The organism is Paenibacillus rhizophilus (genome assembly GCF_003854965.1).
Taxonomy (GTDB): Bacteria; Bacillota; Bacilli; order Paenibacillales; family Paenibacillaceae; genus Paenibacillus_AQ; species Paenibacillus_AQ rhizophilus.
The window spans coordinates 67,510-80,611 of the sequence record NZ_RQPI01000010.1 but is presented as its reverse complement, the minus strand read 5'-3'; the positions used below and the strand labels follow the sequence as shown (position 1 = coordinate 80,611).

Below are 13,102 nucleotides of genomic sequence, written 5' to 3'. Positions count from 1 at the left end.
CGCTTGCAGTGGGCAACGAGCGAAACATCCCCTCTAAAGGCTAAGTGGACGGCTGCGGTAGAGGTTGCTGAGAATTCCTGCATAGGCAGAGGTTGCTGAGAATTCCTGCAATTGTACATCTATCCCCCGTCAAAAATCTCTCCCCAACCCATTTCCTGCAAATGCGCAGGCATTTCGCCCCCTTCTCCCCGTTTCGGCGTGCAAGCATCAAAATACCTGCGCCCTTGCAGCTATTTCTTCTTCCCGGGTAAAATTGACCATGAAAACCTGCAGGTTTGCAGTAAAGCGCCGCATATTCCGGCTGAACACAACGGCTCTATTGAACCTTCATCCGCCTCTGCGCAGCGACGGAGGGTATGATAGCCCGCTCGGCGGGTGTTTTAGCAGTGCTCAATACACGCCGGGAGAGGCTGCGTGATGCGGTACGTATGCCGGGCGATACCGCGTTATGCAGCACGCATGCCGGGCGAGACCGGGCTATGCGGCACGCGGCACGCATGCGGGGTGAGGCCGAGCTTGGTAGTCACTGCTGCCCCGCTGCGGCGATCGACTTGATAGTGCAGCAGAGAAGCGAGGTAACAAAAGCCCGGAATTCCGACCGATCATCGGAATTCCGGGCTTGTCCGTTCTTATAGCGCAAAAAGGGCTGTCGCCGTTTTTCTTCCATGCTTATCCCTTCGCCGACTCCGCTCCGCTGGAACCGGGCAGCGCCCCGGAAGGTCCAGGCGCGGCTGCAGGAGAGAGTGGTGCGGCCGTTTCTTGCGCTGCGGCCGTCTCCCGCCCGGTCGGCAGTGCCGAGCCGTTGTCCTGCCTGCGGCGGGCGCCCGTCTTCATGAGGGCGATGCCGAAGATTCCGGCCGGCTTCTCCGGCGCCGTCGTATCTTCATCCGGCTGGGGCGCCAGAATGACGCCCAGCAGATGATGGTCGCCGTCGTATATGGCGCGCTGCAGGTACTTGCTCTCGCCCGCGGCGTTCTGCACCTCCAGCTTGCAGAACGCCGGACTCCGCCGCAGCGCCTCGTGCAGCTGCTGCGCCTTGCCGGTCAACGCTTCGCCGTTGACCTTCAGCAGGATCTCGCCCGGCAGGATGCCCAGCTCCTGCGCGGGGCTGCCGGGGAGCACGGCCAGTACCTTCAGGCCGTGCGGCGGATGCACGAAGAAGGGGCTGCTGCGGCGCTCCTCCAGAGCGCCGTACCACACCAGCCCTTCGTGCAGCAGCAGTGCCGCGAGCGCCGCGGGCAGCGTCAGCGGGCTGTACCAGGCCGCCAGCAGGGCGAGGCCCAGCAGGGCGGCGCCGTACAGCAGCAGCCAGCCCGAAGCGCGGGCGCTTTTACGCTGCGGCAGCATGCCGGTCGTCAGCTGGCTGAAGCCGATGACGACCGGCAGCGAGACGAGGCCGAAGCCGCCGCCGAGCAGCGTCTGCCACGGCAGGTCGCCTGCTCCCGCTCCTGCGGGAACGAGCAGGAAGAGCGGCAGCGGCCAGAACGCCTCCATCCGGTAGCCGCCCACGACCCGGCCGCGCTTGCCTTCCAGAAAGAGCGGCGTCGCAAGAGCCGGGCCCTGCCAGCGGGCCAGCAATGCCTCAGCAAGATGCAGGATGGCGGCCAAAGCCAGCAGCGCCGGAATATCCATTCCTCTTACCGCTGCCGCCGCCTCTCCTCCCAAGCCTCCCGGCCGGAAATCCGAAAAGAAGGAAAGGATGAACTGTACGACGCCGAGCAGGCCGATGGAATAAGCGAAGCAGAAATACCGTACCCGGAAAACGAGCAGAACGGCGCTGACCGCCCAGATGCAGACGACAGCGGCGCCCGTTACCGAGACGCCCAGCAGCACGGCTGCCAGCGAGACAAGAAGACCCGCGGCCAGTCCGCTCCAAATGACGCGCCATACTTCCCGGCCCCAGCTGTGCATTTTTACATGGATAAGCTTCCGCTCCAGCAGCGTCTGCCTGCGGTAATAAAGGGTGATGAACAGCAAAGCGATATAATAAAAGGGCTGCGTCAGCATATGCAGCGCGGCATTCCCCAAGCTTGCCAGCAGTTCCAGCATGTCATTCAAACGGATCGTCACGCTCCTTTGGGCTTCGGCACCTTTAAGTGCGGCTCTTTCTCTATTCTAATGGAATCGAGGGGTCAAAGACAGGCCTAGCGGACAGAAAAATATGGGTTCCGGCTGTCTGCCGGCAAGAAATAACCCCCTCCAAACGGGGATCTCGCTTCAAAAGCTTATAAATGAGAAAAAGAAGGCTGCAGTCAGCCTTCTTTATGATTTCGACGCCTTCGCGCCGATTTCCTTTCGGATCTCTTCAATTCCCCGGTTGCGCTGATTGTCGTTAGCCGGATTCTGGATCGCCTTGATCAAGGCGAGTTCCAGCGCTTCCGCCGTCTTGGCGTCAATAATGCCGGTAACCTTCAGCTTAGCCGCGCTCTGGAATTTCCGCACCGCTTCCCTCGTGCCGGCGTCAAAATAACCGTCTTTGCGCCCCGGCTTGTAGCCAAGGCCATCAAGCATCGTCTGCGCGCTCTTCACGTCCGAACTGTTCGTGTTAAACTGCAGCGGCCGGCTTTTGTCGATCGGCGACACCGCAAAATAATCTGGCTGGGCCACGGCGATATCCGGCTTGATGCCCTTGCCGTGAATCCAGGTGCCATTCGGTGTCAGCCATTTGGCAATCGTAATCTTCAGCAGGCTGCCGTCGCCCAGCTGCTTGTCGAAGCTGGTCTGCACCGTGCCCTTGCCGAAGGAGTTCTCGCCGATCAGCTTGGCTCCGGCGGACTGCTGCAGGGCTCCCGCCAGGATTTCCGAAGCGCTGGCGCTGCCTTTGTTCATCAGCAGGGTAACCGGATAATCCTTGCCGCTGCCCTTGGAGGTCGTCAGCTCGCGCTGCTTCTCCTTGTTCTCCACCTGCACGATCGTCTTGCCGTTCGGGACGAACTGCTCGGCAATATCGATGACAACCGGCAGCACGCCGCCGGGATCGTTGCGGACGTCGATGACAAGGCCTTTCAGTCCCTTTTTCTCCAGCTTGTCCAGTTCTTCCTTGAAGCGGTCCGCGGTGTTCAGCGAGAACTGTGTAATCTCGATAACGCCGACGCCGCCCTGTTCCATGGAGGAGTAAACCGTCTCCAGCTTCACGTCGTCCCGCATGATCTTGAAGGTCAGCGGGTTCGCTGAACCGCTGCGCTGGATGACGAGAACCGCTGTGCTGCCTTTGGGGCCGCGGATTTTGGCGACCGCGTCGTTCAGGTCCATCCCCTCCAGCGATTGTCCGTTCACGGAGACGATAATGTCCTTCGCTTGAACTCCGGCCTTCTCCGCCGGCGAGCCTTTAATTGGCGACACGACGACGACTTTGCCGTTATCCGAAGACACCTCGGCTCCGATGCCGGTGAACGAGCCTTCGATGCTCTCCTCAAATTTCTCCGCCGTTTCCTTGGCCATATAATTGGAATAAGGATCGCCGAGCGCTTCCATCATTCCGTTAACCGCGCCGTCGATCAGCTTGGTTCGGTCCACATTCTGGTAGTAATTGCTCTCGATCAGGCCGAGCGTCGTTCCAAGCTTCTTCGCCTCGCTCTGCTCTAGCCCGCCGATTGACAGGGCCGTTGCCGAGCTTTCCCCGGCAGCCTGTCCGGAAAAGAGCGAGCCTGTCACGGCCAGCGCCAGCAGGCTGCCGCACAGCAGGGCGGCGATTACCATAAAAGCCGCGGTGCTCTTTTTTATCATGAAGCCTTCACCGTCCCTTCTTGTCCATCATGCCGGTCTGTAGAGGTCCGTCCATAAGGATCGGTCTGACTTCCAGTATATGCCGTAATGCCAAATAATATTTATAATTCCGTGAAACTACAGGTAATCCATCGGCTCGACCGGCTTTCCGTCAATCCGAACCTCGAAGTGAAGATGCGGTCCGGTTACCCGACCGGTAGCACCCGATTCCGCAATGGTCTGTCCACGCTCCACCTTGTCTCCTACGCTGACCTTGATTCCGCCTTCGCGGATATGGCCGTACAGCGTCCACATGCCGCCGCCGTGGTCGATGACCACGCAGTAACCGTAGCCGCTCCACCATTCCGCGACAATGACCGTGCCCGCTTCGGCCGCATGAATGTCGGTGCCCTGCGGAACGGCGAAATCAACGCCGGTATGCAGCTTGCGCTCTCCCGTCACCGGATGAATCCGGTAGCCGTAGGGCGAAGAAATCCGCGCGCTGCCCACGGGCAGCAGCAGCGGACCGCTGCCGCTGGCGTAAGTGCTGCTCGAGTCGTCGCCGCCGTGATCGACGTCGGAATCGTCTGAGCTGTCGGCCGCTGCCGCCGCCCTTTTCGCGGCTTCCGCGGCCGCTCTTCTAGCCGCTGCTGCCTTGGCCGCCGCCGCTCTTCTCGCCGCTTCTTCGGCCTTGATCTTGTCCTTCTGGTCTTCGAGCGCGGCCCGCTGGCTCGCCAGCTGTACCAGCTTGGCATTCTGCTCCTGGCTGATATCCTCGGCGTCGTCGATAGCCTTGTCGTAATAGGCGATCAGCTGCTGCTTCTCCGCTTCCTTCTCCTTCAAGACGCTCCGCTGGGATTCCAGATCGGTGTAGAGCTGCCTGGCCTGGGCGTACTGGCCTTCCAGCTCCTTCTTCTTGACGGTCACAATCGCTTCGTCCCGCTTATGCTGATCCAGCAGATCCTGATCCTGGTCTACGATCAGCTTAAGAGAATCCGCGCGGTCCAGAAAATCCGAGAAGCTCTTGGAAGAGAGCAGCACGTCAAGATAAGACACCGCTCCATCCGTATACATGAGACGAACGCGGGATTCAATCAGCTTTTGCCGTGAATCCACCCGTTCCTGCGCGGCGTCCAGCTCGGATGCCGTCGTCTTCAGCGATTTCTCGGTGCTGTCGATTCTGGAAGAAATCCGCGTCATTTCTCCCTTGACCAGTTCGATCTGGCCGAGCACGTATTGCAGATTCTGGTTCGTTTTATTCTTATAATGCTGGGCTTGCTGACCCTGGGCAGAAGCTTTTTCCTGCTGCGTCTTGGCGTTCTTCACATCCTGCTGCAGCTCTTTAAGCTGCTTCTCGATTTCGGCGACGCTTGTCTTCTTGGCATATCCTTCAGAGGGCTGGAACATTACGGCAGACAGCAGCAGTACGGCTAATCCGGCGGCTATTTTTTTCAACTCGCGTTCCCCGTCCTTTGTTTATTAGTGTTCGGATGACCAACTCTTATATTTTCAAAAACTTGCGGATGGAAACGGTGCTTCCCCATATGCCGATCAGTATCCCAAGGCCGACCAGCAGACCGCCCAGCTGCATCCAGATATCATTAAAGGGCAACAGTCTCCACCCCATCAGCGGATCGCCCTGCATAGACGAATTCAGTCCGGTATAACCGGCATACAAAACTCCGACGGTAACCAGCGAGCCGAGCAGTCCGATCAGCGCGCCTTCCACAAAAAACGGCCATCGGATAAAAGCATTCGTCGCCCCCACCAGCTTCATAATTCCGATCTCCTTGCGGCGGGCCAGTATGGTCACCCGAATCGTATTGGAAATCAGGAACATCGACATCAAACCGAGCCCTGCGACAAAAACAAAGCCGATATTGCGGATCGTACGCGTGATCTTAAACAGCGTCTCGATAGCGCCCTGGCCATATTTCACCTTGTAAATCGGCTTCTCTGGATGCGTGTCGTTCAGCGCCTCGATCTTCTTCGCCACAAAAGGTACGGTCGTCGGCTGAATCACTTGCACCCGGAATGCGTCGTTCAGCGGATTGTTATCCTTGTCAAATCCTTCCAGGATACTGTCGGCATCCGGCCCCAAATCCTTGCGCAGCTCAGCGAGCCCCTGCTCCTTGGAGACGAATTCGACCTTGCTGACCTCGGGCATGCTGCCGATTTCGTTCTGGATCGTATCGCGCAGAGCCTCTTTCGTTTCCAGCGTCAAATGAACGGTAATCTGTACCTGGCTGTCCGCTTTGTCTGCCAACGAATTTACATTTAGTACCAATAAAATAAAAACACCCAACACGAGCAATGAGACGACAATGGATGTGATGGAGGCCACCGACATCCAGCCGTTGCGGAATACGTTCTTGAAGCCTTCCCGCACATGCCGCAAGAAGGTTTTAAAACTCATATCCGTATTCTCCTCTCAGCTGGTCTCTGACAATCTGTCCATGCTCGATGGCCAGAACGCGTTTGCGCATTTTGTTCACGATATCCCGGTTATGGGTCGCCATGACAATGGTCGTGCCGCGAAAATTGATCTCATCTAGCAGCTGCATAATGCCCCACGACGTTTCCGGGTCCAGATTGCCGGTAGGCTCGTCCGCCACAATAACCGCTGGATTGTTGACGATGGCCCGGGCGATGGCAATCCGCTGCTGCTCTCCGCCGGAGAGCTGGGAAGGCTCGCGGTTCGCTTTGGAGCGCAGACCCACGAGGTCTAGCACCTCGTTCACCCGTTTCTTGATTTGCTTTTTCGGCGCCTCGATAACCTCCATCGCAAAAGCGACATTCTCAAAAGCCGTCAGCTTTGGAAGCAGGCGAAAATCCTGAAATACCACGCCGATGTTGCGGCGCACGTAAGGAATTTTGCGAGGCTTCAGCTTGCCGATATTAAAACCGCCTACGGAAATCTGACCTTTGGTCGGCGTTTCTTCTCTATAAATCAATTTCATGAACGTGGATTTTCCCGCGCCGGACGGACCGACGATATATACGAATTCGTTGCGGTCGATTTTGACCGACACTCCTTGAAGCGCATGGGTGCCGTTGGGATACGTCTTCCAAATATCCTGCATTTCTATCAAGTTATCACTTCCCGATTCTGACATTATCCGCTCGCGCTCTTCGACAATCCTCCGCGCAAGCTTCCATAAACTGCAATATTACCGCAACGTATCTATTGTAACAAATCCGTAACTGCTTGAGTACCCGAAAGTTTTGAAGGCACCCGGCATATATCTAAAATATCACGCCCGGGCACGCGTCCCTATAACTATATCGGAATAGCGGACCGTGTTTCTAAAGAGACCGAGCGCGGCAGAACCGGCGCCTGACGGCGCAAATATCGTACCAGAGGAGACTTGCGATGAGAAAATTACATGGCGCCCTGATTGCGTTAACCGGCCTGATTTTGGCGGTTTCGCTAGTGTATGGAGGGCTGTATTTATATGCGGGGCAGCGCAGCGTGCCGAAAGGGACGGCGCTCGCGGGCTGGAATGTCGGCGGAATGGACATGGCGCAGGCGCGTGCGGAGCTGGAACGGAAACTGCAATCACTCCATGCGGTTCCGGTCACGCTGACTGCCGGCGGGGGGACAGATATCCGGCTAACCCTGAAGGAAGCGGGGATTACGTATAATGCTGACCTGTTTCTAAACGGCCTGGACCGGCTGACGAACGGAAGCCTGCTGGATCGGGTCAAGGCCCGCCGCGGCTTTAAGAAGGCCTGGGGCCTTCAGGCCGATTGGGACAGCGCTCTATTGAAACGCAGCTTGAGTCCCCAGTGGGAACGCACCGCCTTCGGCGATCCGGTGAACGCCACCCGGAGAATCACGGAAAGCGACGGGATTGTCTACACGCCGGGAAGCACAGCCCAAAGGGTGGACTGGTCCGCACTGGAGGCTTCGCTTAGAGCCGCGCTGCCGGTCAGCTTCGACCGGACGGAGGCTGCACGGGGCGAGGGAATCGTCATCGAGCTGCCCCTGAAGACGGTGCAGCCCGATGTGACGGTCGATTCGCTTCGGGAACAGGGCGTGGCACGGAAGATAGCCGAATTCAGCACCTCGCTGGGCGCAAGCGGTCCGGGAAGAAGCTACAACGTGGAATCCGCCGCGAAAGCGGTGAATGACACGCTCCTTCCCCCGGGCGGAATATTCGACTACGGCAAAGCGGTCGAAAAAGCGGTGAGCACCACCGGCTTCCGCGAAGCCCCGGTTATCGTGAACGGCAAGCTTCAGCCGGGCGTCGGCGGCGGCATCTGCCAAGTGTCCAGCACGCTGTATAATGCGGCGCTGCGCACGGGACTGGAGATCGTGGAGCGGCGCAACCATTCCCTGCCCGTAAGCTACCTGCCCAAGGGTCAGGATGCGACCTTCGCGCAAGGGTCGATCAATTTCCGCTTCCGCAATAACACCGGCAGCTATTTATTGATTCGGTCGGCGGTCCAGGGGCGTACGTTGACCGTCAAGTTCTTCGGCACCTTCCCGCAAAATGTATCGTACACGGTGGAATCGAAAACCGTGGAAATCCTGGCGCCCGGCAGACGAACCGTTCCCGATGCTTCCCTGCCGCGCGGAGCCTCGCGCACGCTCCAGAGAGGCAAAGCGGGGTATATCGTGGAGACCTATCTCGTCCGCAAGGTCGACGGAAAGGCCGTTGACCGGAAACGGCTGTCGCGCGACATTTATCGGCCGCAGCGCACTCTTGTCGCCGTCGGTCCGGGCGGAGCCGGGCTGGCCGTGCCGGAACCCTCCGAACGTCCGCTGGTGGAGGACGGAATACGGAAGGGAAATTGAAGAGGCCTTACCGTTAATGAAATCGGTCGACTGCCCCGCGTCTATCCACTTCGAACCTCCCCCTCACACCCAAAAAGGCCGAAACCGCCAAAGTGCGGTTCCGGCCTTTTTGGAGTCGTCCGTGATTAGGATGTCTTTTTAAGACTTTCTCCCATCTATTTAATCCGCGCTTTACTTAGTGAGACCGCTCTATTTACAATCGGCTGATATACTGATGATATACCGTAGATATGATTAAATTAAACATTCGGGAAAGGATGACTTCATATGATAAACACAAAGGCTGCATCAACCGCCGTCAAGCTGGCGGAAATCATGCGCCCCGTCCCGGTAGTCCTTGACCATCACACATGCCGGCAAGCGCTTCGCACCATGTTTGAGCACCCGGAATCCAAGTGTCTCGTCCTCTGCAATACCGCAGAGAAGCCGGTCGGATTGCTGATGAGCGAGAAGTTCTTTTTAGTAGCAACCGGCAGGCTCGGAACGGATACGTTCTACAGAGAACCCGCAATGAAGCTGGCTCATAAATATCCGCTGATTGTCGACATCGCATCTGAACCCCAAACGGTTCTGGCTATGGCGCTGGACCGCAATCCGATGAGTCGTAACGACTGTATTGTCGTCACTGACTGCGGCAAGCTGGCTGGAGTGGTGTATGTCTCCGATTTGCTCGCCTTCCGGTCATAGACAAACCACACTCATCACCGGCCGCCACGAATCTTTCGCTTTTATTTATCCCCGCTTCCCCTCTGCAATTAGAACAAGGTATCCGGAGACATGTCGATTCTCCAATATCCGTTAACCTTTTTCAGCTTCACCGTCACTCGCTCCGCCTCCTGCGTGTTGTTCGGATAAGGCACTGTCAGCTCGAAGACGGCAGCGGTTGCATTTTTGGAAACCATGCGGGCGGTCGCCTTCTCAAACAGCAGCAGATTCCCCAGATCGGCATTGATCTGAGCCATTCTTCCATTTTGTTCATAAAATTGCGTTTGAGCGTAAAAAGCCGCCGCATTATGCGTGTAGGCCTTTTTGACATAATGCAGCAGCTGCTGCTTGGTGCCGATGTCGGCAGACAGATACCGGTATTCCTGTCCGTTATATTGAAAAGTCTCAAGATTGACGAGATTCCCGCCCCGGTTTGTGTAGAAAAACACCTCTCTGGCATAAACCACGAGCGGGATGATACTGCTTGCCGTCAAGTTGTTGATGGCGGTCGGATTACCTATTGCAGTCTTAACCGCCGCTGCGGCCGCCACCGTCTTCATCCCACTTGAACCTGTTGACGCCGCCATCGCTCCGCTTCCCGCAGATACCAAACCCAAAGACAGCGCAAGCGATCCGATTAACCATTTTTTGTTCATTATTATTCCTCCTTTGGATTGGATTCTAAGCTATCAATACCCTTTTGGCATGAAAACGAAAACGATTTCAACATCATGTGGCGCAAAAAAATCCGGACTCCTTAAAGGAGCCGGATGCAAAGCGAAAAATGGATGGGGATGACCCGGTTATTCGCCGGTAAAGGCTGTTTGATCAGAGCCCGATTTTGTCCAGGAATTCTTGTCCTCTGCTTTATCTTTGTCCGTTTCTTCATAGTAAGCCGTGAAGGATACCGTTGCCGTTAAAATGCTATTCACGCTTTGGGCGGCATTGTTACTGCTTGATCGCTGGAAAACAAAAGAATCCACGTTAATGATGCGCGGCAAAATCTGCAGATCCTTCATCCAGTTGCGGATGCCTGTATAGTCGCCCTCGACCACGGCAGTCATTTTCAGCGCCTTAACGGTTGAATAAGCGACGGTGGAAGCGCCTGTCATTTCCTGAATGGGGTTCGTGTCTCCCACTGTAAAGCTGATGTCCTTCAATCTGGCATTCGTAACCGTACCGATGGCCCGCAGATCGAGAATTAATTGCTCGCTGTTATCTCCGCGCGGAAGCTGCGCCAGCAGCGCTTCCTCTTCCGAGTCTCCGGGTGAGGAGATTTGGAGTTTATCGATTTGGGTCTGCAGCAATTGATTTTGCTCATTGAGCTGCGCGAGCTGCGATTCCTGTTCGCTGACCTTCCGGCTCGCGGACTGCACTCCCAGCAAGTAGAAGGACAACAGCATAAGGAATAAGATCAGCACCCCTAGCACAATCGGAGAACGGTATTTATTGATTTGTTCCACTGCTGTCCACCTCCCCTTGGCTTTCCTGCCCGCTTGTATCTGTACCGCCAGCGTCTTCGTTCGGCTTCTTGGCGGTGAGGTTCACCTTGTACACCGCTGTATACGATTTGGTTAATAAAGTTGAGGCCGGACCCGCGCCGGTATCTCCTTCTGTCAGCTTCTGAATCGAAGCGTCCACGGTAAATGACATTTGCCGAAGATTGGCCAGGTAGATGGAAGCATCCTCCATCCGCGGTACTTTTACGGTCAGATCAATGGATGTGCGGTACGTATAATTAATATTGCGGAGCGCGCTGCCCTGCGGCAACCCGGACGCCAGCTCATTCAGCACGGAAACGATGTTCATCTTGTACTTCAAAATTTCGTCGACCGCCGCTTTACGGTTCAGCTGTCCTCCGCCTCCGTTCAGCTTGGCAAGCTCCACTTGAAGCATCGTCCCCCGGTCCTGCGCTCCTTGTATTTGCTCGTTGTTGTTCGAGATTTTCCCGCGTTCCGCAGCGTAATAAATGCCGGTTCCAATAACGCCAAGCAGCCAAATACCGACAAGAGCCGTGGCAAGGTAAGGGAACAGCATTGCTTCCCTGTCTTCCCGAGGGAGCAGGTCTATCGTCAAGAAGCCGCTGCTGCGAAGAGCAGCCCCAACGGCCACACGGTAATCGTTAAGCCCGGGATCGGGCAAATTGGTAGCAGCAAAAGGATCCAGCCCGATCATGGAAACTTCCAGCTCCGTCAGCGACAGATTTAATTCCTCGAACAGCTGCCGGCGGGTATCGGGCGATCCGGCGATCAGCACATTTTTAATACGGGTGCTGCCGTCATGCAAGCTGTATTGATAGAAGTTGAGCATCCGCGAAATTTCTGCGGTAATCTCCACCATCTGCTCCGGAGAGAGCTGCTTCTGCGACGCCTCTGACGAGGCCGCCGCTTCCGCCATATACTGTTCTCCGCCAGGAGCAAGGTCGGCCGATGGCACGGCCTGGTTCAAGTCGCCCCGGTTAATCGTGCGGATGAACACCGGATTCCCGCTGCGGAACATGTACACGTCCAACATGGACTGCTCCATATTGATGAGCATCGTCTCTTCAAAGCTCTCGCCCTGCCCCAGAGACAGGCTTCGCGCCAGCGCCGTCGCCGCGATCTCCACACTGCTTACCCGCAGACCCGCTTTTTCCAAAATATCGATGTATTCCTGGATCGGCTTGCGTGGAGCGGCAAAAACCAGCAGATGGCTCTGGTCCTCGTCCACTTCGGTGGTCACATAATCGTAAACGGGATTGTCGAACGGCAGATGCAGCCCCGTTTCCACTTCCAGCTTGACGAGCTGCTCCACCTGCTTGTCATTGGTGCTCGGAATGGTCATTTTTCTTACAATGATCTGCGATGGAGGAATGGACAGGGCAATCCGGGTGCCCCGCAGTCCTTCTTTCTTCACCCATTTCTTGACCCGGTCAAGCAGCGCGGCGCCTTCAGCCACCTGGTTCCCCACGATCATGCCCGGAGGGAGCGGGAGAAATCGTTTCTTGCGGACTTCCCATGACTTTTTGTTCTTTAAGCTGATATAGCGGATTCCCGTCTGCTCAATCGCAAGACCAGCCGCCGGTGTTCTGAGTCCAAGCATATGAATCGATATTCCTCCTAACGGATGAGCGAGAGATACCCGCCAATAATCTGTGATCCGTAACCGTACGCGAGCAAACCTCCGACCGCCAGCCACGGACCGAACGGAATCGGCTGTCTGCGCCCCACCACGCCCAGCAGTTGGAGCGTTCCGCCAACAACGGTTCCCAGAAGACACGCGGTAAAGAAGGCGAGCAGAACATTCGGAAACCCAATGACCCATCCCAGCAGCGCGAACAGCTTGACATCTCCCATACCCATTCCTCCGAATAAAGCGAACGGAAGAATGACGCCGCCGCCGATTGCGGCCCCGAGCAGATGCAGCCACAGCGGACCTTCCGGGAACAGCAGGGTCAACAAAAGCAGGACCGGCAGAAAAAACAGCAGCACCTTATCCGGAATCAACATGAACTTCAAATCCGAGACCGTTACAATAACAGCCAGACTGGACAGAACCATCGCTGTGATTCCGCTGCCGTTCAACCCAAACTGGAGATACGACCACAGAAACAGCAGTCCCGTCGCGAGTTCCCCCAGCGGATAGAGCGAAGACACGCGGGTTCCGCAGTATCGGCATGTTCCGCCGGCTGTAAGCCAACTGAGCACCGGAAGCAGGTCCCTTGCTTTCAGCCTTGTCCCGCAGCTTGTGCAGTGCGACGGTGGAGACTTTAGCGATTCCCCCGCCGGCACGCGCAGCGCCACGACATTATAAAAGGAGCCCAGAATCAGTCCGAGCAAGGTGATATAAACGGCTAGAAAAATCGTCATGGCGTGTTCCTATTCGCTTTCTGGATGTTTTAAAAAAGGAATC

11 protein-coding genes are annotated in these 13,102 nt (G+C 56.5%); 2 read left to right on the top strand and 9 right to left on the bottom strand.

All coding sequences use genetic code 11. From position 1 onward, the window contains the following. Positions 1–669: 669 nt before the first annotated feature. The 5 genes from EH198_RS16785 to ftsE form a co-directional block, all read right to left on the bottom strand. Entirely contained in the window at positions 670–2,049 is a 1,380-nt protein-coding gene (locus EH198_RS16785) for a PDZ domain-containing protein (RefSeq protein ID WP_185702936.1), read from the bottom strand. A gap of 213 nt (positions 2,050–2,262) precedes the next feature. Next, positions 2,263–3,726, bottom strand: coding sequence for a S41 family peptidase (locus EH198_RS16780; RefSeq protein WP_124696676.1), 1,464 nt, complete (start codon positions 3,724–3,726; stop codon positions 2,263–2,265). Positions 3,727–3,843: 117 nt separating this feature from the next. Beyond that, positions 3,844–5,160 carry a murein hydrolase activator EnvC family protein gene (locus tag EH198_RS16775; protein WP_124696675.1) on the bottom strand — a complete coding sequence of 439 codons (1,317 nt, stop codon included), beginning with the start codon at positions 5,158–5,160 and terminating at the stop codon, positions 3,844–3,846. A gap of 46 nt (positions 5,161–5,206) precedes the next feature. Continuing rightward, a complete protein-coding gene (gene ftsX / locus EH198_RS16770) occupies positions 5,207–6,121 on the bottom strand; it encodes a permease-like cell division protein FtsX (RefSeq protein WP_124696674.1) in 915 nt (304 codons plus the stop codon). Continuing rightward, positions 6,111–6,797 carry a cell division ATP-binding protein FtsE gene (gene ftsE, locus EH198_RS16765; protein ID WP_124696673.1) on the bottom strand — a complete coding sequence of 229 codons (687 nt, stop codon included), beginning with the start codon at positions 6,795–6,797 and terminating at the stop codon, positions 6,111–6,113. The genes ftsX and ftsE overlap by 11 nt, the downstream gene beginning before the upstream one ends. A gap of 281 nt (positions 6,798–7,078) precedes the next feature. Here ftsE and EH198_RS16760 point away from each other — a divergent pair, with 281 nt between their 5' ends. Together EH198_RS16760 and EH198_RS16755 are read left to right on the top strand one after the other, a co-directional pair. Continuing rightward, complete coding sequence (locus EH198_RS16760) at positions 7,079–8,506, top strand: VanW family protein (protein WP_124696672.1); 1,428 nt, start codon at positions 7,079–7,081, stop codon at positions 8,504–8,506. Positions 8,507–8,773: 267 nt separating this feature from the next. Beyond that, the gene (locus EH198_RS16755; protein WP_124696671.1) at positions 8,774–9,193 is read left to right on the top strand and encodes a CBS domain-containing protein; all 420 of its coding nucleotides are present in this window, start codon (positions 8,774–8,776) and stop codon (positions 9,191–9,193) included. 68 nt (positions 9,194–9,261) lie between these two features. On the opposite strand, the gene EH198_RS16750 is transcribed toward EH198_RS16755, so the two are convergent. The 4 genes from EH198_RS16750 to EH198_RS16735 all read right to left on the bottom strand — a co-directional run bounded on the left by EH198_RS16750 (position 9,262) and on the right by EH198_RS16735 (position 13,059). Then, positions 9,262–9,867 (bottom strand): DL-endopeptidase inhibitor IseA family protein, encoded by a 606-nt coding sequence (locus tag EH198_RS16750; RefSeq protein WP_124696670.1) that lies wholly within the window; start codon positions 9,865–9,867, stop codon positions 9,262–9,264. Positions 9,868–10,014: 147 nt separating this feature from the next. Next, positions 10,015–10,674, bottom strand: coding sequence for a type 4a pilus biogenesis protein PilO (gene pilO / locus EH198_RS16745; RefSeq protein WP_124696669.1), 660 nt, complete (start codon positions 10,672–10,674; stop codon positions 10,015–10,017). Further along, positions 10,658–12,292, bottom strand: coding sequence for a pilus assembly protein PilM (gene pilM, locus EH198_RS16740; protein ID WP_124696668.1), 1,635 nt, complete (start codon positions 12,290–12,292; stop codon positions 10,658–10,660). Before pilM ends, pilO begins: the two co-directional genes overlap by 17 nt. Positions 12,293–12,309: 17 nt before the next feature. Continuing rightward, on the bottom strand, positions 12,310–13,059 hold the full coding sequence (locus tag EH198_RS16735; protein ID WP_124696667.1) for a prepilin peptidase: 750 nt from the start codon (positions 13,057–13,059) through the stop codon (positions 12,310–12,312). Positions 13,060–13,102: the final 43 nt, after the last annotated feature.

What these genes read in the sequence shown, in the direction of transcription:
- EH198_RS16785 (WP_185702936.1), bottom strand. Translation starts at nt 2,049, where the DNA reads ATGCTGGAACTGCTGGCAAGCTTGGGGAATGCCGCGCTGCATATGCTG.
- EH198_RS16780 (WP_124696676.1), bottom strand. Translation starts at nt 3,726, where the DNA reads ATGATAAAAAAGAGCACCGCGGCTTTTATGGTAATCGCCGCCCTGCTG.
- ftsX (WP_124696674.1), bottom strand. Translation starts at nt 6,121, where the DNA reads ATGAGTTTTAAAACCTTCTTGCGGCATGTGCGGGAAGGCTTCAAGAAC.
- EH198_RS16760 (WP_124696672.1), top strand. Translation starts at nt 7,079, where the DNA reads ATGAGAAAATTACATGGCGCCCTGATTGCGTTAACCGGCCTGATTTTG.
- EH198_RS16755 (WP_124696671.1), top strand. Translation starts at nt 8,774, where the DNA reads ATGATAAACACAAAGGCTGCATCAACCGCCGTCAAGCTGGCGGAAATC.
- EH198_RS16750 (WP_124696670.1), bottom strand. Translation starts at nt 9,867, where the DNA reads ATGAACAAAAAATGGTTAATCGGATCGCTTGCGCTGTCTTTGGGTTTG.
- pilM (WP_124696668.1), bottom strand. Translation starts at nt 12,292, where the DNA reads ATGCTTGGACTCAGAACACCGGCGGCTGGTCTTGCGATTGAGCAGACG.
- EH198_RS16735 (WP_124696667.1), bottom strand. Translation starts at nt 13,059, where the DNA reads ATGACGATTTTTCTAGCCGTTTATATCACCTTGCTCGGACTGATTCTG.